This is a genomic window from Micromonospora sp. WMMD735 (assembly GCF_049178995.1).
GTDB lineage: Bacteria > Actinomycetota > Actinomycetes > Mycobacteriales > Micromonosporaceae > Micromonospora > Micromonospora wenchangensis.
In genome coordinates, this window is the sequence record NZ_JBMHMJ010000002.1 from 5,035,427 (window position 1) to 5,052,845 (window position 17,419).

Here is a 17,419-nt window from a genome sequence, read left to right on the forward strand (position 1 = left end):
GTAGCCCCGTCTACGCATCTCTAGTCCGCAGGCTAGAGCGCCCGATACTGTGCGATGCGTGGATCCGGTCCGCAACCCGTACGCCCCGGGCGCCGGTCAGCGCCCGCCCGAACTCGCCGGGCGGGGGCGGGAGCTGGACGTCTTCGACGTGGTGCTGGAACGGATCGCCAGGGGACGCCCCGAACGCAGCCTGATGCTCACCGGCCTGCGGGGGGTCGGCAAGACGGTGCTGCTCAACACCCTGCGTTCGCAGGCGATCAACCAGCTCTGGGGCACCGGCAAGATCGAGGCCCGGCCGGACCAGTCGCTGCGCCGGCCGATCGCCGCCGCCCTGCACATGGCGGTCCGGGAACTGGCCCCCCGGCACCGCGCGCCGGACCGGATCGACGCCTTCCTCGGCGTACTCAAGGCGTTCGCGCAGCGCAGCGTGCCGACCACCGGGCGGGCCGGCGCGGCCCCCCGGTTGCGCGACAGGTGGCAGCCGGGCATCGACGTGCCGGCCAGCAGCGGCCGGGCCGACTCCGGCGACATCGAGATCGACCTGGTGGAGCTGCTCACCGACGCGGCGGCGGTCGCCGGGGACGTGGGCACCGGCATCGCCGTCTTCATCGACGAGATGCAGGATCTCGGCGCGGAGGACATCTCGGCGCTCTGCGCGGCCTGCCACGAGCTGTCGCAGCTCGGTGCGCCGCTGATCGTGGTGGGCGCGGGCCTGCCGCACCTGCCGGCGGTGCTCAGCGCCGCCAAGTCGTACTCCGAGCGGCTGTTCCGCTACCTGCGGATCGACCGGCTGGACCGGATCGCCGCCGACCAGGCACTGTGCGCGCCGGCCGGGCGGGAGCAGGTGGAGTACGAGCAGAAGGCCCTCGACCTGCTCTACGAGTCGTCAGGCGGCTACCCGTACTTCGTGCAGGCGTACGGGAAGGCGACCTGGGACCACGCGCCCCGCTCCCCGATCACCGCCGCGGACGTGCGGGTCGCCGCGCCGGAGGCGGAGGCGGAGCTGGCGGTCGGTTTCTTCGGTTCCCGGTTCGAGCGGGCCACCCCCGCCGAACGCGAGTACATGCGGGCGATGGCGACCCTGTCCCAGGTGGCGGGCGAGGTCGACGGCGGTGGTCGGGACGACATGGACGCCGCGGTGCCGACCGCCGAGATCGCCCGTGCCCTGGGCCGCAAGCCGGCGAGCCTCTCCCCGGCCCGGGACGCGCTGATCAAGAAGGGGCTGATCTACTCCGGGGAACGCGGCACGGTCGCCTTCACCGTCCCGCACTTCGGCCGCTACCTGCGTACCCAGCCGGCCTGATCCGCGCCGGCCGCGCTGCGACCGGAACCGCCGGCCGGCACCGGACACAGGGACCGCGAGGCCCCCGGGGTCAGACCCGGGACCAGGGGGGCGGGAAGACCACCTCGCCGCGCGGTGGCGGCGGCGCGTCGCTGACCTCCGGCGGCAGCACGAGCGCCTGCCACGGCTCCCCCAGCCCCGACCAGGGGCTGACCAGCCCCATCCGGTCGGCCCGGGTGAAGCCGAACCGCCTGTAGTACGCCGGGTCGCCCAGCACCACCACCAGCCGTTCGCCCAGCTCGGTGGCGGCTTCCAACGCGGCCTGCACCACCGCCGTGCCGTGCCCGACCCGTTGCCGGTGCGGGGCCACCGCCACCGGCCCGAGCACCAGCGCCGGGACGCGGACCCGGTCGGCCTCGACCTGCACCCGGGTGAGCAGCGCGTACCCGACCACCTCGCCGCCGTACTCGGCGACCATCGCCAGTTCCGGCAGCCACGCCGCGCTGCCGCGCAGCTCGTCGACGAGCGCGACCTCACCGGGGGTGGTGCGGTCGGGGCGGGCGAAGGCGGCGGCCAGCACCCGACGGACCGGGCCGGCGTCGGCCGGGCCCTCGGGACGCAGCCGAAGGGTCGTCACCCGCGCGACGTTACCGGTCGGAGCCCGTCCATCAGCGACGGTCGCTCCATTCGGCGTGGCGCACCGCCTCCGCCTGCCGGTACGCACGGCCGCCGGCCCGCGCGGGGGTTGACGCGCCGATGCGGACCGTCGACACGCGGACCGCCGCGGATCGGCCATTGCCCGGATAGCAGGGCGTCAAACGGGGTATGACTGAGCCATGAAACCCGTGCGCTCCCTCGCCCGTGTCATGTTGAGCGGCATCTTCGTGGTCAGTGGCGCCCGCAACTTTCAGCACCCCCACCGGCTCGTCCCGGCGGCCAAGCCGGTCACCGACCGGGTCACACCGCTGATCCAGCAGGTCGCGCCGCAGCTCCCCACCGACACCGAGACCCTGATCCGGGCCAACGCCGCCGTGCAGTTCACCGCCGGTCTGATGCTGGCCACCGGGAAGTTCACCCGGCCGGCCGCGCTGGTCCTGGCCGGTACGCTGGTGCCCACCACCGCCGCCGGTCACCCGTTCTGGAGCAACGACGATCAGGCGACCCGGAACAACAACCAGGTGCACTTCCTGAAGAACCTCGGGCTCTTCGGTGGTCTGCTGCTCGCCGCCGCCGACACCGAGGGCAGGCCGGGTCTGCGCTGGCGGGCCGGTCACCGCATCGGCCACTCCCGACGCTCGGTGGGGCGCGCGGTGCGCACCGCCCGGCGGGAGGCCCGGATCGCCGTCCGGTCGGCCGCCGCCGCCCGTCGGCTTCCCGGCTGACCTGCATCGATTCGGCCATCACCCCCCGCAAGGCCACGAATTACCTGAACCGCCCGACACCCGTTAACGCGGTGGAAATGTCAAAAACTGGTGTGGGATCGGACACGGTCGGATAACGCGGGAGGCAGCAACGTGAGGCGCCGTTCTAGGCTCCCTACCGGACCTGGACGGGTAGGACGACCTTGGTACGGGGGTGGCCACGCCATGCCGACAACCGTCGGTAGACGTGCGGACCGCCTCGCCCCGGTGCGTCGCGCAACGCGTGGGATCGATCGTAGGACAGTCGTACGGACCGGCATCGTGGCCGCCGTCGCCTATGCCGCATGGCTCGCCATCGGTGCTTTCGGGCGGCCGTACAACTTCTTCGACATGAAGATCTACCACGGCGCGGTGGTGTGGTGGGCGAGCGGGCACGAGTTGTACGAGTTCATCGCGCCCACCACCACGCTGGGTTTCACCTACCCTCCCTTCGCCGCGCTGGCCATGCTGCCGATGGCGGGGCTGCCGATCGAGGTGGCCGGGTGGATCAACGCGGCCGGCAGCATCGCCGCCCTGGCGGTGGTCCTCGCCGCGCTGCTGCGTCCGATCGTCGACCGGCTCGGTTGGCCGCTCTGGTTCACCGTGGCCATCGCCACGCCGATGGCCACCGCCATCGAACCGGTCCGGGAGACCCTGGGGTACGGCCAGGTCAATCTGCTCCTGTTCGCGTTGATCATGGCGGACCTGGTGGGCCTGCGCTGGCGTTCCCGGCGCGGCAGCCACGGGCGCGACACCGACGGCCCGTTCCTGCGGCTGCTCTACAGCGGGTCCTGGGCCGGAGTCGGCATCGGCCTGGCCACCGCCGTCAAGCTCACCCCGGCGCTGTTCATCGCCTACCTGCTGATCACCAGGCAGTGGCGGGTCGCCGCCACCGCCGTCGGCACCACCATCGGCGTCACCCTGGGCAGCTTCGCCCTGGTCGGCACCGAGTCGCGGGCCTACTTCGGCGGCGTGCTGTGGCAGACCGAACGGGTCGGGGCGGCCGACATGACGCCCAACCAGTCGCTGGCCGGTCTGCTGGCCCGGCTCTACGACTCGATCGAGACGCCCGGCCTGCTCTGGCTGGCGTTCTCGGTGCTGATCCTGGCCGTCGGGCTGTCCCGGGCCGCCAACGCCCGCGCCGACGGCGACGAGTTGACCGCGTTCACCCTGGTCGGACTGACCGCCAACGTGATCAGCCCGATCTCCTGGTCGCACCACCTGGTCTGGGTCATCCCGGCGATCGTCGTACTCGCCGACGCCGCCGTGCGCCGCCGTGAGGCGAGCCGGGGGTTGTCGCTGCGCACCGGCCAGCAGGCGTTCGGCGGGCCGCCCGGGGTGAACGGGCTGCGCCCGCCGATCTGGTACCCGACGCTGACCGGGCTGCGGCACGGCGTGGCGGCGCTCGGGTTGTACCTGCTCTTCCTGATCTCACCGATCTGGCCGTACGAGCACAAGCTCCCCGAGGTGTCGCACTACCAGAACGGCCTGTTCGGCGCGCTCATGGAGAACTCGCTCGCGCTGGCGCTGATCGTGCTGGTCGCCGCGCTGCCCTGGCGGCCCGGTGCCGAGCCCGCCTTCTACGCCGACCGCCCGTCCCGCGCCACCGCCGGCCGCCGCTGACCCCGCCCGTCCCGCTCCACCGCGGACAGCCGACCCCGGCCGGCCCGGCGACTCCCGACGGCGGGCTCAGGGGCAGTTGACCCACTCCTCGGTGCCGTCGGCGAAGACCTGCCGCTTCCAGATCGGCAGTCGCGCCTTCACCTCGTCGACCAGCCGCGCGCAGGCCACGAAGGCCGCCGCCCGGTGTGCCGTGCTGACCGCCGCCACCAGCGCCACGTCTCCGATGTCGAGCCGGCCGATCCGGTGCGACACGGCCACCGCGTACACGTCGGGATCGGCGGCGATCTCGGCGGCCACCGCGCGCAGCGTCTCGACGGCGCTCGGGTGGCCCTCGTACTCCAGCAGCGTCACCGGTCGACCGTGGTCGTGGTCGCGGACCACGCCCTGGAAGGAGACCACCGCGCCGGCCCGCCGGTCGGCCACCGCCGCCTCGTGCGCGGCCAGGTCCAGCGGCTGGTCGGTGACCGCGAGCAGGGCCGTCGCCGGGCCGGTCGTCACCACGTACGCTCCCCGGGCAGCAACGGCAGCGGTACGACCGGCACCCGGGCCCCGACCTCGCCGGAGGTGCCCGGCCGGATCACCGCGAACCCGTCCGCGCCGGCGAGCCCGCGCAGCATCGCCGACCCGACGTGGCGGACCGGGTGGGCGGTGCCGGCGGCCCGGTCCAGCCGGACCAGCGCCAGGTGGGTGTAGTCGCCCCGACCGGGCACCGGCCCGGCGAGGGTGGCCTGGGGCAACGCCGGCAGCGCCCGGCCCTGGAGCCCGGCGAGCAGCGGCGCGACCAGCGACACCAGGGCGACGATCGCGGACTGCGGGTTGCCCGGCAGCCCGGCCACGAAACGCACCCGCCCGTCGGCGTCGACCAGCCGGGCCAGCAGCATCGGGAAACCGGGCCGCACGGCGACCGTGTTCACCACGTGGTCGGCCCCCAGCGCCTCCAACGCGGGGTGCAGGTGGTCGACCGGGCCGTGCATGGTGCCGCCGGTGGTGCAGACCAGGTCGGCCCCGGCGAGCGCCCCGCGCAGGGCGGCCACGTGGGCGGGGAGGGTGTCCGCCACCGGGCCGACCACGTCGGACGGCCGCACCTGGCAGCCGTAGCGGCGCAGCCAGGACGGTACGGCGGGGCCGAGCGCGTCGCGGACCCGGCCCGACCCGGGCGGACCGGCGGTGAGCAGTTCGTCGCCGAAGACCAGCAGCGCGGCGCGCGGTTGGCGGCGCACCGTGAGCTGGTCGTGCCCGCAGGAGGCGGCCAGCCCGATCAGCGCCGGGTCGACCGGGGTGCCCGCCGGCAGCAGCTCCTCGCCGGCCACCGCCTCCTCGCCCGGCTCCCGCCACTCCGGGTTCGGGCGTGGCGTGCCGGTCACCCGGCCGTCCGGGGTACGCCGCGAGTCCTCGATCCGCAGGATGGCGGTCGTCCCGGTGGGAACCATCGCGCCGGTGGCGATCTCCACGGTGGTGCCGTCGGCGGTCAGCCCGGCCGGGGTCTGCCCGGCGAGCACCCGTCCCACGACGTCCCACGGGCCGGCCCCGCGTACCGCCCAGCCGTCGACGCTGGAGGTGGGGAAGGCCGGCAGGTCGGTCCGGGTCGTCAACGGCGCGGCCAGGGTGTACCCGTCGGCGTCGGCCAGTGCCCGCTGCACCGGGGGCAGGGCGGCGGCGAGGCCGACCGCGTACACCCGGGAGCGGGCCTCCTCCCAGCCGGCCGGCGGCGGCGCGGCGACCTGGGCCGCGGCGGCGGCGGTTTCCGTGCTCACCGGGGGCCTCCGTTCGGACGGGACGCGGCGCTCCGCGTACACCCCCGCGAGCCTATCGCCGCCGTGCCGGGCGTGCGGTCAGTGGTCGCCGCCGCGCAACTGGTCGACCGCGTGGCCGAGGATCGGCCCGAGCACGGCCAGCCCGTCCTTCGCGCCGCCCCGCGAGCCGGGCAGGTTGACCACGAGCATCCGGCCCAGCACCCCGGCGACCCCCCGGGACAACGCCGAGGTCGGCACCCGGTCCCGGCTGTACGCGCGGATCGCCTCGGCGATGCCGGGGATCTCGTGGTCGAGCAGCGCCCGGGTCACCTCCGGGGTCCGGTCGGTCGGGTTGATGCCGGTGCCGCCGCTGGTCAGCACCACGTCGATCCCGTCGGCGTGGGCGGCACGCAGCGCCTCGCCTACCGGTTCGCCGTCGGGCACCACCACCGGCTCGTCGACCTGGCAGCCCAGCTCGCGCAGACCGGCGACGAGCAGCGGCCCGCTGGTGTCGGCGTACACCCCGGCGGCGGCCCGGTTGGACGCCACGACGACCCGGGCCCGGATCACGGCCGGTCCTGCGGGCGGACCCACTCGCCGGTCTTGCCGCCGGACTTGCTCAACACCCGGACGCCGTCCACGGCGGCGGCCGGATCGACCGCCTTGACCATGTCGATCAGGGCCAGCCCGGCGACGGCGACGGCGGTCAGCGCCTCCATCTCCACCCCCGTCCGGTCGGCGGTGCGGGCGGTGGCGGTGATCTCGACGGTGTCGTCGGTGAGTTCGAGGTCGACGGTGACGCCGTGCAGGGCGATCGGGTGGCACAGCGGGATCAGGTCGGGGGTGCGCTTGGCGCCCATGATGCCGGCGAGCCGGCCGACGGCCAGCGCGTCGCCCTTGGGCAGCCCGTCGCGGCGCAGCAGCTCCACCACCTCGACGGTGGTGCGCAGCCGCCCGGCGGCCACGGCGACCCGGCCGGACACCGGCTTGGCGGAGACGTCGACCATGCGGGCCGCACCCGCGGCGTCGACGTGGCTGAGCTGCGCGGGATCGGTCACGTCAGCGAGCCTAGCGGGGTGCTCCGATCCGGGGGTACGTCCGGGCGTGACGGCGACCCGGGAACAGGAGTGCCGAGCGCGCGGGGACGATTCGTGATCGGTGGTTCATCGTCGATTTCATCGGCCGCCACTAATAGGTTCTCGTGTCGGCGGTAGAGCGGGAAACACCATCACGCGCGAGATCGTCACACCCGAGAAACCCTCCGTCGCGTCGCGGTCGCGAATCGCCACCGGGCCGCTTCGCCCCCGTTGGCACCACCGCGCCGAGACGACTACGCTGCGTTCCACAATCGGGTGATCTGTCGCACTCACACAGCCGGTCACCTCGACGTACGGCAAACGGCCCCTCTCACCCGATGTCGCGAAGCCGCCGCCTGCACCATTATCTAGCGTTAACGAGAACCGTCGGGAGCGCTCAGCACTCCGTTTCCCCGCGGAAACGGAAAGTCACCAAGGTGCACTCAATTCTCACCTATCGCTCATAGTTACATTTATACCTCCAAAAACGGCCTAACCGCCCTTAGGCTGTCCCCTGTCAGATCCCGACCGCAGGGTCGGCGACAACGATCAGGGGAGGGCGAACGCGATGTCCGCACACGAGTGGCTCTGAACGATTGTGGTGGCGGTGTGACCCCACGTAGCCTTGGCCTCTGCTCAGCGACACGGAGTGGTTGTCGAGGACACGGTGGCGCGACCGGACGAAGGCAAGACGGAGGCCGAGCGGCAGCTGACGCTGCACGTCGGCCTCGTCTGCGTGGTGGCCACCGCAGCGGCGGTCGTCGCCCTCTACCAACTGGTCCACCTCGACCTCACCGGCGGCGACCTCACCCGGTCCGTCGCGCTGGCCTTCATGGCCGCGCTCAGCGTCCGGATCAACTGGCAGATCCGCATCCGGGCCACCGTCCACGCGGTCTCCTGGAGCGAGACGGCGATCGTCCTCGGGCTGGCCGTCGCACCGGCGCCCCTGGTCGTCCTGACCACCGGGACGGGCGTCGCGGTCGCCCTGCTGTCCATGAAGCGCGGACCGCTGAAGACCACCTTCGGCATCGCCAAGAGCATGCTGCTGGCGGCCGCCGGCGGCGTCGCGCTGCACACCCTCGGCTGGTCGCCGCAGGACACCGACCTGCCGAACGCCATCGGCATGATCGGGCTCGCCTACGTCGTCGCCGTGGTCCTCGACGAACTGCTCACCCTGCCGGTCATCGCGATGGCCACCGGCACCCCGCTGCCCCGGCTCTTCTCCGACGACCTCGGCCTACGCCTGACCAGCGCGCTGGCGCGGTTCGTCCTGATCGCCGTCACCCTGGCCATCCTCCAGGCCGACCCCCGGCTCCTGCTCGCCGTGCCACCCCTGGTGCTCAGCCTGCACCTGCTCTACTCCAACCAGGTCAAGTCCCGCACCGAGCAACAGGCCTGGCAACGACTGGCCCGCACCACCGACGCGCTCAACGTGGTCGACCTGGACAAGGTCCTCACCACCGCCGTCACCCAGGCCACCGAACTCTTCTCCGCCGACGAGGTCGAGATCGAGCTGCGCGACGCCGGCCGCACCGTCCGGGGCGCGAGCGGCACCATCACCTACGACGGCCCCTCCGGCACCCCGAGTGAGATCGAGGGCACCGTCCTGCCCGCCCGCCTCGAAGGCCACGACCGCACCGTCGACGTCGGGATGCTGCGGCTGCGGTTCCGCGGGCCGGTCCGGCTCAACGAACGCGAGCAGTACACCCTGCGCACCTTCGCCTCCGCGTTGTGCACGGCCGTCCGCAACGCCCAGGCGTACGCCGAACTCGCCCGGGTCGCCGCCGAACACGCCCACGCCGCCAGCCACGACGCGCTCACCGGCCTGGCCAACCGCCGGCAACTGCTCGACCGGGGCACCGAACAGCTCGGCACCCGGCACGCCGAGGGGGTGACCGCCCTCGTCCTGATCGACCTCAATCACTTCAAGGAGGTCAACGACACCCTCGGCCACGCCGCCGGTGACCAGGTACTGATGCGGGTCGCCGACCGGCTGCGCGCCGCCGCCCGCGACGAGGACCTGGTCGCCCGCCTCGGCGGCGACGAGTTCGCCGTACTGATGCGCAACCTGCCCGCCCCCGCCATCGCCGCCCACCGGGCCGAGACCCTGCTCGGCGCCCTGCACGAACCGATCGACGTGGACGGCATGCGGATCAGCGTGGAGGCCAGCGGCGGCATCGCGGCGGCCCCCGCCACCGGCGGCATGCCCGAACTGCTGCGCCGCGCCGACGTCGCCATGTACCAGGCCAAGCGGGCCGGCCAACGGATCGCCACGTACGCCCCCACCCGGGACACCGCCGACCTGCGCCGGCTCACCCTCGGCGGTGAACTGCCCCGCGCGGTGGCCGACCACGAGTTCACCGTCAACTTCCAGCCCATCGTCGACCTCGGCACCGGCGAGGTGACCGGAGCCGAGGCACTGGCCCGCTGGCACCACCCCCGGCACGGGGTCATCGACCCGCTGCGCTTCATCGAGGCGGTGGAACGCTCCGGCATGCTCCCCGCGTTCGCCGAGGCCATCCTCGACCAGGCCCTCGTCGCCGCCGTCGGCTGGCGGACCGCCGGCTTCGACCTGCCCGTCTCGGTCAACGTCTCACCCCGCAGCCTGCTCGACGCCCGATTCCCCGGCGCGGTGCTGGCCCGGCTCCAGGCCCACGACTTCCCCCCGGACCGACTCGTCCTGGAGCTGACCGAGACACTCACCCTCAGCCAGCTCGACGTGGTCGACCGGGTACTCAACCGGCTGCGCGACTCCGGCATCCGGCTCGCCCTCGACGACTTCGGCACCGGCTACTCGTCGCTCTCCCTGCTCTCCCGCATCCCCGTACACGAGCTGAAGATCGACCGCAGCTTCGTCACCGCGATGGAGAGCTCCGCCGAGGCGGCAGCCGTCATCCGCTCCACCCTCGACCTCGGCCGCAGCCTCGACCTGGCTGTCGTCGCCGAGGGCGTGGAGAGCGAACCGCAACGCCGGGCCCTGTGGTCGCTCGGCTGCGCCGCCGGCCAGGGACACCTGTTCGCCCGCCCGCTGCCGGCCGGCACGCTCCTCGCCGCACTGCAACGAGGCTCCGGTGGCCGCCCCGGCAGTCTCGCCACCCCGCTGCACGACACCGGCGCGGTCATCCGACTCAGCACCCCCGGCCGCCGCCAGCCCGCCCGGAACCGTTCGACGGGTCTGCCACACTTGCCGGCGTGACCGCCGCCGACCGTGCCGCCCGCCGCCTGCGGGCCGTCGACACCGCAGCCGGCGGACTCGCCCTCGACCTCGGCCTCTACCTGCTCTCCGCGACCTTCGCCGCCGTCACCGCCGCCACCTCCACCCTGCCCCCGCACCGGGCCTGGGGTGGCGTCGCCGCCGTCGGCTACCTCGCCGCGACGATCCTGGTCGCCACCCAGTTCCTCCTCCGCCGCCACCGACCCGGGCTGGCCGGCACCACCGCCCGCGCCGTGGTCACCGGCCTCGCCTGGGCCGGCACCGCCCTGCTCCCCCTGGTCGTACAGGCCGGGCAGCGGGCCGCCGGGCGCACCGACCGGGCCCAGGAGGAGGTGGTGGTGGTCGAGCAGGCCGGCATCCGGCTCGCCGAGCACGGCACCCCCTACCTCGGGCCGGACGCCATCGCCGCGCTGCCCGCCGACGAACGGCTGCTCGGCTACACCCCCTACCAGCCGGGGATGGCGCTGTTCGGGCTGCCCCGGGCCGCCGCCGACACCTGGTGGACCGACTCCCGCGTCTGGTTCGCGCTGGTCACCGCCGCAGCCCTGGCCTGGGCCGTGGCCGCGCTACGCCGTCCCGACCCGAGCACCGGCGGGCGGGCCGGGCCACCGGCGGTGCTGCGCGGCGTGCAGGCGGCGACCGTCCTGCCGATCTGCGCGCTCACCCTCGCCACCGGCGGCGACGACCTGCCCGTACTCGCGCTCTGCCTGTTGGCGCTGGCGTTCGCCGCCACCGGCCGGCCCGGCGGGGCCGGGCTGGCGGTGGGGCTGGCCGGCGCGTTGAAACTGTTCGCCTGGCCGGTCGCGCTGGTCCTGATCTTCTGGGGGGTGACCCGACGGGCCGGGCTGCGGGTGGCGGCCGGCGCGCTCGGGCTGCCCGCCCTCGCCCTGCTCCCCGCCCTGCTGGTCGACCGGGACGCGCTGGTGGAGAACGTGCTGCGCTTCCCGCTCGGCCACGGCCAGGTCACCAGCCCCGCCCAGTCCCCGTTCCCCGGCCACCTGATCGCCACCGCCCTGCCCGGCGGCCGGGTCGTCGCCGCCGCACTGCTCGTCGCCGTCGGCGCCGCGATCGCCGTCCGGCTCGTCCGCCGCCCGCCCCGCACCGCCGCCGCCACCACGCTGCTCTGCGGGTACGGCCTGCTCGCCGCGATCCTGCTGATGCCGACCACCCGCTTCGGCTACCTGCTCTACCCGATCGCCCTGCTGGCCTGGGCCGCCGCCCTCACCACCCGCCCGGCACCGGTTCCGCCGAGTTCCCGACGCATCCTGCCCACAGGGCGTAGACCTGAGGACATGAGCAGCTACCGCGACCGCGTCGACGCCGGCCGTCGCCTCGCCGAACGGCTCACCGCACTGACCAATCGGCCCGACGTCGTCGTGCTCGGTCTGGTACGCGGCGGGGTGCCGGTGGCCCGGATCGTCGCCGACCGGCTCGGCGTACCGCTCGACGTGCTGGTGGTCCGCAAGCTCGGCCTCCCCGGGGCACCCGAGGTGGCCTTCGGCGCGCTCGGCCCCGGCGGGGTCCGGGTCCTCAACGACCAGGTCGCCGCCCCGCTCGACCCGGCCGACCGCGCCGAGGTGCAACACCGTGAACAGGCCGAACTCGACCGCCGGGAGGCCCGTTACCGGCACGGTCGACCCCCGCTCGACCTGACCGGACGTACCGCCCTGATCGTCGACGACGGGCTGGCCACCGGTGCCACCGCCCGCGCCGCCGTGCAGGTCGCCCGGCAGCTCGGCGCCCGGCGGGTGGTGGTCGCGGTGCCGGTCGGCGCGCAGCAGGCGTACGAGATGCTCGCCGCCGAGGCCGACGAGGTGGTCTGTCCGCAGCACCCGGCCGGCTTCACCGCGGTCAGCGCCTACTACGACGACTTCCACGAGGTCGACGACGACGAGGTGATCTCGGCGCTGATCGCCACCGCCTGAATGCTGCGCCGACCGGGTACCGTCGAACGATGCAGCTCACCTGTCCCAAGTGTCACGGAGATATGCGCCAGTACGAGCGCAGCGGAGTCGTCATCGACCAGTGCGGCGAGTGCCGGGGGATCTTCCTGGACCGCGGCGAACTCGAAAAGCTGTTCGAGGCCGAGGCGAACTGGAACCGGCAGCGCAGTGGGGCCACGCCCGGTCAGCCGGGGGCCGCTCCCGGTCAGCAGCACGTCCAGGCACCGGGCGGATATCCGCCGCCACCTCCACCGCCGCCCGCCCCGAGCCACCAGCCGGGCTACGGTGCCGTGCCGCCGCCCCCGCCGCCGCCGGGTTACCCGCCGCAGCCCGCGTACGGCGGCCACGGTGGCTACGGCCACCCGCAGCACCACGGCTACCACGGCCACTACAAGCGCAAGAAGCACAAGGGTTTCCTCGACGAGATGTTCGGCTGACCGGTTCCGTCGACGGCCGGGCCGGGTCCTCCCGCGCCCGGCCCGGTCCCGTCACCGCCGTCGACCGCACAGGGTTACGGCCGCCGTCGGGTGACCAGGCTGAGCGCCAGGAACAGCGTCTCCCGGGTCCGGATGCCGGAGCATGCCGACCGTGCGACGCTGCACGGCATGACGTTCGTCCGGCAGCACACCGCGTTGGCGCAGGCCTACGACGGCATCACCCGGGTGGTCGCCGACCTCGACGACGACGCCCTGCAACGCCCCACCCGGTGTCGGGGCTGGGTCGTCGCCGACCTGCTCTTCCACCTGCTCGGCGACGCCCAACGGGCGCTGGTCACGCTGGCCAGCCCCGCCGAGGGGCCGGCCGACACCGACGACGTCAGCTACTGGCGGTCGTTCCCGGCGGGTGCCGATCCCGACGCGGCGGCCCGGCACGCGTGGTGGATCCGCCGTTCGGCCGCCGCCTTCGACCGGCCCACCGGCGTGGTCCGGATCTGGGCGGACACCGCCCCGGCCGCCGTACACGCGGCGGGTGCCGCCGACCCGCAGGGCTGCGTCACCACCCAGGGGCACGTGCTACGGGTGCCCGACTTCCTGGCCACGCTGACCACCGAGGCCGTCGTGCACCACCTCGACCTGGTGCCCGACCTGCCGGCCGCACCGCCGCCCGGAGTGCTGGCCGTCGAGGTCGCGGTCGCCACCATGGACGGCCTGCTCAGCGACGACGCGGTGCGGCCCGCCGACTGGGACGACCTGACGTACCTGGGCAAGGCCACCGGTCGGGAGCCGCTGACCGACCGGGACCGGGTGGCGTTGGGCGAGGCCGCCGGCTGGTTCCCACTACTCGGCTGAGTCGCCGACCCGGCGTCGGGTCAGACGATCGCCATATCGACGAAGCGGGACAGGTGCAGTTGGGCCGCCACCGTGATCGAGTCGGTGGGCCCATTTCTGTGCTTGGCAACAATGAAATCCGCCTCCCCGGCGCGCGGCGATTCCTTGTCGTAGTAGTCGTCGCGGTGCAACAGGATGACGACGTCCGCGTCCTGCTCGATCGAGTTGTGGGTGGCGATCCCGTTGGCGACGAAATTGTGTGTGCCGAGTACCGTCGCGTCGAAAACGTCCTGCTCGCCGAGCGACTCGATCGAGGTGATCTCGTCCCAGAAGATGTCGTTGGTGGCGTGCAGTTCGAGGTCGGCGGCGTCGAGCACCGAGGCGATCTTCGCCAGTCGGGATCGGCTCGGTGCGCGCTTCCACAGCGCGCTGCCGCAGAATTGTGTACCTATTGCCCGGGCGAACTCGCGATGGCTGATGCCCCGCTCCACCAGGACATCCCGAACCTGGTTCCACACCTCGGTCGGCACCGTGTCGACGTTGGTGTTGCTCACGGCCGTCTCCAACACGGTAAGCAGCGCTTCGCATGCAGCCGCGCGCTCCCCGTGCACCCCGATCTCCCGCAGGAACCGCAGTTGGTCGTCCCGGCCCGAGATGTCGAGGGTGTACTGGGGACGGTGGTCAGCCACCGGAACGACTTTGAGGCGTGCGGTGATGCCGTACCGCAGGAGGAGCCGGGAGATGTCTTCAAGCATTCGGCGACTGGTGGAGGAGAAGTAGACACGTCCGCCCCTACCCGACTTGTTGACATGGACCGAGCCGTCGGTCGACCACAGGTGGTGCAGGAAAAGCGTTACCTGCTCCTTGGGCATACTGAAGATCGTCTGCGGAATGAACTTCTCGTGCGAACGCAGGCCGAAGAGCCCCAGCCCGTCGAGCCATTCTGCAATCGGATTACGCCGTCCACGGGCCAGTCGGTACGGTGCGGGCAGCCGGAGCGTCGTGACCCGGGCGGCCTCGTACTCGTCCCGTACGGCGCTGATTCCGAAGTGCTTCGCGGCCTCGGCCACTGCCACCAGGTTTTCCTCGTCCCTGCTGGCGTACCGGATCGGCTGGCGTCTGACGAACGAACCGTCACCAAGCAGGTGCGCGAGCAGTACCACCTCCGCCTCCACCCACGGCCGGATCGCCAGCGGCGGGGGCAGGTGTCTCGGCGTAGCCAGCCGCGCTCCGACAGCCAACTCACCGAGCGGCACCCACCCGGCGAAGGTGAGGAAAGGATGGTTCGCCGTCGCGTCGATCTGCTTTCCCGACGCGAGGGTCAGCCGGAACACCTCGCGCCGACCGCTGGGGAAGACGTGCGTCATGGTCCGGGGCGAGTACCGCAGATTCTCGTCGAGCGCCCAGACCGGGATTTCCCTCGTCCCGGCCTTCAGCAGCTCGCCCATGGTGACTTCCGCATTGGTGTCGGCCCGGATCAGTCGGGTCTCCGCAGTCAGACAGCCCGATTCGCGCAGGTCGGACAACTGAGGCCGCTTGTCGGTACGTTGCTCCGGGCCACGGTTGAGCTGGCTGACCGCGATCACCGGGCACTCGACCTCCTTGGCCAGCAGCTTCAGGCCACGGGACAGGTCCGCGACCTCCTGCTGACGGCTCTCGGTGCGCTTCGGTGAGGTCATCAGCTGGAGGTAGTCGACGACGATCATCTTGAGGTCGTGCTTCTGCTTGAGCCGCCGCGCCTTCGCCCGGATCTCCATCAGGTTCATGCTCGGGGTGTCGTCCACGAACAGCGGCGCCTCGCTGATCTCACCCATGCAGCGGGCCAGCTTGGTCCAGTCGTCGTCGGAGAGCTGACCGCTGCGCAGCACGTGCAGCGGGACCCGCGCCTCGGCCGAGAGGAGCCGCATGACGATCTCGACCTTGCTCATTTCCAGCGAGAAGATGGCGGCGGCCTGGTTGGCCCGGATCGCCGCGTTACGGGCGAAGTCCATGCTGGCCGTGCTGTTGTGGGTGGGGATCATCGACCGGCCGGCCAGGTAGAGGTGGTCCGGGTTGTCGACGGTCACGCACCGCACCGGCACACTGGCCACCGGCCGGACGTCCACCACGTACCGCACACCCGGGTCGGTGCGCAGGCGGACGGCCTCGGCGGATGCCCTGGGCTCCCGGCGGAAGACGGCGTCCGGGGTGGCGAAGGCGACCGTGTACGTCGTCCCGGTCCGGCCGGGTGCCGGCTGCTCGGTCAGCGTGCAGCGGTAGCCGAGACCCACCACGAGTTCCCGTACGTCGCCGGCGAGCCGCCGCGAGACCGAGGTGTACCGGTGCTCGCCGGTCGGGGTGAGGGTGCCGGCGGTGTCCATCAGCCCGGCGAGCAGCGCCCGACGTTGCGCCTCGGAGCCGCGCAGGTAGTCGCGGGGGATGTGCTTGTCCGCGAGGACACCGATCTCCCGCAGCGTCGTCAGGAAGGATGCGGCCAGGTGCCCCGGGTCGGCCCGGCCGTCGCCGAGCCAGCCGCCCAGGCCGTACGGGGGGATGGGCACCGCCCGCTCGGGCAGTTGCAGGGGGGCGCAGGTGGCGACGGCGTGGCGGGGGCGTCCCTCCGGTCCGGTACGCAGCGTCGCCGCGATCTGTGCCGTGGTGAGTACGCCGTCCCCGACCTCGGCAGGGTCCTGGGCCGCGTCGGCCGGTGTGCCGCCCGCCGGGGCGAGGGCCCGCGTCCGGGTGGTGGTCCGCCACAGGTGCCCGGCGTCGGCGACGATCACGCTGCCGTCGGAGAACTCGACCTCGTAGCAGGGCCGCCCGTGCATCACGGCGAAGGCGGCGGTGACGGTGGTCGGCGTGCCGTCGGCGGCGAGCAGCCGGTCACCGACCTCGACCTCGCCCATGGTGGTCCAGCCGTCCGGGGTGGGCAGCAGCGTGTCGAGCGCCAGCGCCTTTCCCAGACCGGGGCGGCCGGCCACGATGATGAGCTGCCCCGGGTGCAGGCCGTTGAGCAGCCGGTCCAGGTCGGTGAAGCCGGTCGGCACGCCGGTCATCACGCCGCCCTGCGCGCCGACCGCCTCGATCTCGTCGAGGGTGGGCTGGAGCATGTCGGCGAGCACCGCGAAGTCCTCGCTGACCCGCCGTTCGGTGATCTCGTAGACCGCCTGCTGGGCCAGGTCGACGACGTCGTCGACGTCCCGGCTGCCACCGGCGGCGGTGCCGTAGCCGAGCTGCACGATCCGGGTGCCCGCCTCGACCAGGCGGCGCAGCACGGCGCGTTCGCCGACGATCCGGGCGTAGTAGGAGGCGTTCGCTGCGGTCGGTACGGCCGCCATGCAGGTGTGCAGGTAGGGGGCGCCGCCGACCCGGGCGAGGTCTCCGGAGTCGGCCAGGGCCGCCGCGACGGTGATGCCGTCGGCGGGCTCACCGCGACCGTAGATGTCGAGGATCGCGTCGAAGATGGTGGCGTGGACGGGCCGGTAGAAGTCGGTGGACTTGAGGATCTCGACGACGTCGGCGATGGCGTCCTTGGAGAGCAGCATGCCGCCGAGGACGCACTGCTCGGCGGCGACGTCCTGTGGTGGGGTCTTGTCGAACTGGCCGTCGCGGGGCGGCGGGGCGGACGACTGCCCCGCGGCCCGGGGCTCCGCCCGCATGTCGTCGGTGATCGACACGGTTCCCCCTCCACAGCGTCGCGGTTGCCCCGGCGGTACGCCGGCGGTGACACCGTCCGGTCAGGTCGATCGGGGGGCCATCGCGCGACCGGTCGGTGCCCCACGATACGGACCGCGAGGTCAGACCCTCAACCGGCGCGGTGGACGAGCCTCGGGACAACCTGTGGACGCGCGTGGACAACCATGTGCGCAGCGTGTGCACAGCCTGTGGAAAACTGTGGGGG

General features: G+C 73.0%; 13 protein-coding genes and 1 pseudogene. 8 read left to right on the forward strand and 6 right to left on the reverse strand.

All coding sequences use genetic code 11. The features are described 5' to 3' along the window. Positions 1–58 precede the first annotated feature (58 nt). Positions 59–1,303: an AAA family ATPase gene (locus ACN268_RS21740; protein WP_421484779.1), complete on the forward strand. Its 1,245-nt coding sequence runs from the start codon at positions 59–61 to the stop codon at positions 1,301–1,303. A 70-nt stretch (positions 1,304–1,373) separates the two neighbouring features. Here ACN268_RS21740 and ACN268_RS21745 read toward each other — a convergent pair whose 3' ends face one another. Beyond that, positions 1,374–1,919 carry a GNAT family N-acetyltransferase gene (locus ACN268_RS21745; protein ID WP_421484780.1) on the reverse strand — a complete coding sequence of 182 codons (546 nt, stop codon included), beginning with the start codon at positions 1,917–1,919 and terminating at the stop codon, positions 1,374–1,376. A 199-nt stretch (positions 1,920–2,118) separates the two neighbouring features. Between ACN268_RS21745 and ACN268_RS21750 the strand changes: the two genes are divergently transcribed. Continuing rightward, complete coding sequence (locus tag ACN268_RS21750; protein ID WP_088643621.1) at positions 2,119–2,664, forward strand: DoxX family protein; 546 nt, start codon at positions 2,119–2,121, stop codon at positions 2,662–2,664. 204 nt (positions 2,665–2,868) lie between these two features. Further along, positions 2,869–4,305, forward strand: a complete 1,437-nt coding sequence (locus tag ACN268_RS21755) for a glycosyltransferase 87 family protein (RefSeq protein ID WP_421484781.1) — start codon at positions 2,869–2,871, stop codon at positions 4,303–4,305. A 66-nt stretch (positions 4,306–4,371) separates the two neighbouring features. Here the strand turns inward: ACN268_RS21755 and ACN268_RS21760 are convergent, their stop codons facing one another. The 4 genes from ACN268_RS21760 to moaC form a co-directional block, all read right to left on the reverse strand. Continuing rightward, positions 4,372–4,803, reverse strand: a complete 432-nt coding sequence (locus ACN268_RS21760; RefSeq protein ID WP_421486955.1) for a molybdenum cofactor biosynthesis protein MoaE — start codon at positions 4,801–4,803, stop codon at positions 4,372–4,374. After that, on the reverse strand, positions 4,800–6,059 hold the full coding sequence (locus tag ACN268_RS21765; protein ID WP_421484782.1) for a molybdopterin molybdotransferase MoeA: 1,260 nt from the start codon (positions 6,057–6,059) through the stop codon (positions 4,800–4,802). Before ACN268_RS21765 ends, ACN268_RS21760 begins: the two co-directional genes overlap by 4 nt. Before the next feature lie 78 nt (positions 6,060–6,137). Beyond that, positions 6,138–6,608, reverse strand: a complete 471-nt coding sequence (locus ACN268_RS21770) for a MogA/MoaB family molybdenum cofactor biosynthesis protein (RefSeq protein ID WP_204925487.1) — start codon at positions 6,606–6,608, stop codon at positions 6,138–6,140. After that, positions 6,605–7,096: a cyclic pyranopterin monophosphate synthase MoaC gene (gene moaC, locus ACN268_RS21775; RefSeq protein WP_421484783.1), complete on the reverse strand. Its 492-nt coding sequence runs from the start codon at positions 7,094–7,096 to the stop codon at positions 6,605–6,607. Before moaC ends, ACN268_RS21770 begins: the two co-directional genes overlap by 4 nt. A gap of 685 nt (positions 7,097–7,781) precedes the next feature. Here moaC and ACN268_RS21780 point away from each other — a divergent pair. From ACN268_RS21780 to ACN268_RS21800, 5 genes and pseudogenes are all read left to right on the forward strand, one after another. Further along, positions 7,782–10,310 carry a putative bifunctional diguanylate cyclase/phosphodiesterase gene (locus ACN268_RS21780; protein ID WP_421484784.1) on the forward strand — a complete coding sequence of 843 codons (2,529 nt, stop codon included), beginning with the start codon at positions 7,782–7,784 and terminating at the stop codon, positions 10,308–10,310. After that, positions 10,307–11,611: pseudogene (locus ACN268_RS21785) on the forward strand (glycosyltransferase 87 family protein); the annotation flags it as partial. The gene ACN268_RS21780 and the pseudogene ACN268_RS21785, both read left to right, overlap by 4 nt. 9 nt (positions 11,612–11,620) lie before the next feature. Beyond that, positions 11,621–12,253 (forward strand): phosphoribosyltransferase, encoded by a 633-nt coding sequence (locus ACN268_RS21790; protein WP_421486956.1) that lies wholly within the window; start codon positions 11,621–11,623, stop codon positions 12,251–12,253. A gap of 29 nt (positions 12,254–12,282) precedes the next feature. Beyond that, positions 12,283–12,708: a zf-TFIIB domain-containing protein gene (locus ACN268_RS21795; RefSeq protein ID WP_421484785.1), complete on the forward strand. Its 426-nt coding sequence runs from the start codon at positions 12,283–12,285 to the stop codon at positions 12,706–12,708. Between the two features lie 90 nt (positions 12,709–12,798). Then, positions 12,799–13,560, forward strand: coding sequence for a maleylpyruvate isomerase N-terminal domain-containing protein (locus ACN268_RS21800; protein ID WP_421484786.1), 762 nt, complete (start codon positions 12,799–12,801; stop codon positions 13,558–13,560). A gap of 20 nt (positions 13,561–13,580) precedes the next feature. On the opposite strand, the gene ACN268_RS21805 is transcribed toward ACN268_RS21800, so the two are convergent. Further along, positions 13,581–17,177: a replicative DNA helicase gene (locus ACN268_RS21805; RefSeq protein ID WP_421486957.1), complete on the reverse strand. Its 3,597-nt coding sequence runs from the start codon at positions 17,175–17,177 to the stop codon at positions 13,581–13,583. Positions 17,178–17,419: the final 242 nt, after the last annotated feature.

Bases quoted from the DNA above. Each gene is read 5' to 3' on its own strand.
- ACN268_RS21790 (WP_421486956.1), top strand. From the start codon at position 11,621: ATGAGCAGCTACCGCGACCGCGTCGACGCCGGCCGTCGCCTCGCCGAA.
- ACN268_RS21795 (WP_421484785.1), top strand. From the start codon at position 12,283: ATGCAGCTCACCTGTCCCAAGTGTCACGGAGATATGCGCCAGTACGAG.
- ACN268_RS21750 (WP_088643621.1), top strand. From the start codon at position 2,119: ATGAAACCCGTGCGCTCCCTCGCCCGTGTCATGTTGAGCGGCATCTTC.
- ACN268_RS21805 (WP_421486957.1), bottom strand. From the start codon at position 17,177: ATGCGGGCGGAGCCCCGGGCCGCGGGGCAGTCGTCCGCCCCGCCGCCC.
- ACN268_RS21755 (WP_421484781.1), top strand. From the start codon at position 2,869: ATGCCGACAACCGTCGGTAGACGTGCGGACCGCCTCGCCCCGGTGCGT.